The sequence below is a fragment of the Syntrophorhabdaceae bacterium genome (assembly GCA_028713955.1).
Classification (GTDB): Bacteria; Desulfobacterota; Syntrophorhabdia; order Syntrophorhabdales; family Syntrophorhabdaceae; genus UBA5609.
Genome location: JAQTNJ010000358.1, coordinates 1 through 2630 on the forward strand (window position 1 = coordinate 1; position 2630 = coordinate 2630).

2 protein-coding genes are annotated in these 2630 nt (G+C 45.7%); both read right to left on the bottom strand.

Going from position 1 to position 2630, the window contains the following annotated elements:
• A partial coding sequence (locus tag PHU49_16990) for a hypothetical protein (protein MDD5245705.1) occupies positions 1–242 on the bottom strand: 242 nt, incomplete at its 3' end.
• A gap of 276 nt (positions 243–518) precedes the next feature.
• Positions 519–1214: a hypothetical protein gene (locus PHU49_16995; GenBank protein ID MDD5245706.1), complete on the bottom strand. Its 696-nt coding sequence runs from the start codon at positions 1212–1214 to the stop codon at positions 519–521.
• Between the last annotated feature and the right edge of the window lie 1416 nt (positions 1215–2630).

The window sequence follows — 2630 nt, forward strand, 5'->3', positions numbered from 1 at the left end:
TTTGGCCGGGGAGAATAATATACCCTTTGCGGCGGCGGACTATAGACAGCGCTATTGGCTATGACATTGCCTACAACTGCGCCGACAAGAAGCCCTCCTGCAATCGCCGCTCCGACACCCCAGCCGTTACAGCATCCACCGCACCCACGGTAGTATCTGTGATGCCAGGCATAGCTTGCAGAAGGAAGGATCAGTGAAAGGGCTATTATGAGGATAAGAACAATATAAAGGTGCTTCTTCATACCCATTATTATAGCACATTTATGGAACCAATTGTTGCCCAAATATTGTTTTCGCAGGAACGCTGTTCGCTCCCTCCGGCTTAGAAATGCAAAAAACACGACTTGACCCTTATGCTCCACGGGTAGCTCAGTTTCTCAACATGACGCCGCCTGCTGTAAGCTATGCTGTGGAACGAGGTGAGGGGATTGTCAGTGAGAAAGGCTATGTGTTATGAGTTATTTACTTATTTACGGTCGTCCCTAATGCCCGCCTTTTAATGATGCCCCCGCTCCCCATTATTTATGAGCTTGCAGCCAGTTATAGAGCGGGACAAAGACTTCATCTCTGGCTTTCTCGCCGGCGAGAATATCCATATGGCCGAAGCCTTTGAGCAAAATATATTGTCGGTCAGTACTTTTGATCATTTCATATCCTTCACGTTTCCAGAGGTATTCATAACCAACCGCTGTTGTCCACATTTCCGATGCGAAGACCAGAATGGAGGTCTTTACTTTTTCAATATTTTTTACAAACTTTAATTCGGCTGCCGGAGGATTCCCTTCCCAGTTGCCCAGATAAGCGTCTTCCAGATAATCGACCAATGGCCAGGGAACTCCCACCCTGGACATCATGTTCATCATGACATCAACCCGGGCATATCCATTTTTGATATTGGTTAACTGCGCATTTCCCCAGACATTTTGAAGCTGGTCGGCAATATAATCTGAAACTGTCGGGAAACCTGCAAACGGACCGTATTGTGGGCCATAGGGCAAGGGCGAAAAAAATGATCGCATTGCTTTTCCCATTTCAGGGTCCCAATTTATTATAAGAACATTGTAATACCCGGCGTCAGGCTCTACTCCCCAGCTTTTGAAAAGTTTCCTGTTTATCTCAGTATCTCCTGAAGCCAGCGCTGCGTAACCCAAATTGATATCAATGGTCGATTCGGGTGAGGGGCGTCCATTCATTTCCCATGGCGATCCGTCCATGGGGATTATCCCGGCGAGATCCTTTGAGCTTCTGGCGCAGGCATAGAGATAAACATATCGTGCGCCGGTACTGTGACCGGACAAAAATATTCTCTGTTTCCCTGTTTTTTGTTTTACAAATTCGATAATCTTCCGGAGATCAGCAAGTGTCACACTTGTCTTATAAGTTGCCATGCAGGAATAATCCGTTTCAGTTTTAGGGATAAAGCTGGTTCGGTATTCAACGGTATAGACATCGTAGCCGCGGTTGGCCAGATAAATTCGAAAATCGTATTTTTCAGAGGTAGTGTAGAAATTTCCGTTTGAAGAAGATCCCGGAAGATGTACGAGCACGCCCTCATATGTTGCCCTGTCTTTCAGGGCCAAACGGCGCACTCCGACAGTATGATGCCTGCTTTTCGGCGGTAACTCCACAGTCCATAAGGTTTCGACAAGGTTCTCAGTAAAGGCGATGGATGATGCTAACTGCCAATTCGTTTTTTTGTTGCCGGCAGCATTGCCGCAACCAGGCCAGAGAAGAGAAAAGCCCCCGCAGAATAGAATAAACGAAACCATCGAAGTGATTTTCAAATTATTCCTCATCGTTCACGACCTTTTAGGAGCCTTGAGGGTCAGACCTAGACCCATTCAGAAAAAGCCGTTGGTATCAGGTCTTGCATTAACACATTTTCCGAATCATGGCTTCCTCAGAGGAGGCGCTTCACCTCCGCCAAGCTCTTTTTTTGTTCTCATTCGGCAATTGGCAATTGCAAATCGGCAATTGGATTATTTGTCTCCCTTCCGTTGAGATTTTCCCCATGCCCCACCCTTTTCTCCATTCTCCTCCTATTCCATATATTTTGCAAGGGGGAATCTACGATTACCGCATGAAAGGTTCAATTATCTTGTTGCGTGCAGCAGGAAGCAAGCCGGAACGTGTACTCTTCAATAAATTCTCTTTATCTCATAGCCCATTTAATGCTATCTTAACAGCCTTATGGCAGATTGCAAACGGTGTGGCAGAGATATTGAAGATCCAAATACAATAACCTGTTCTCATCAGCCCATAGAGTACCAAGACGATATGTCTTTCCGGCGTCTGCCTTACCCGGAAGATGAAAAAGAACGATGCTCTGTGTGTCATGTAATGCCAGGCGGTATCCACCACGAGGGATGCTATATGGAGAAATGTCCCAGGTGCAGACAAAGGTTTATATCGTGCGGGTGTATTACCAAATAAGGAACGTTCGCTTGTGAGCTGTTGGTGTCAGAGTTGTTGGGGTCAAATCTTTATTGTCGACTTTCGAGAGCGGAGGGGACGTCCTTCAATAATTCAATACAGCCAACAAATTATTATCAGTTGATTTATCCCTCATTAGCCCACCCCTTTTTTTAATCTTCCTCCAAAGGTCATAAAAATGCAATTAATTTTCTGCC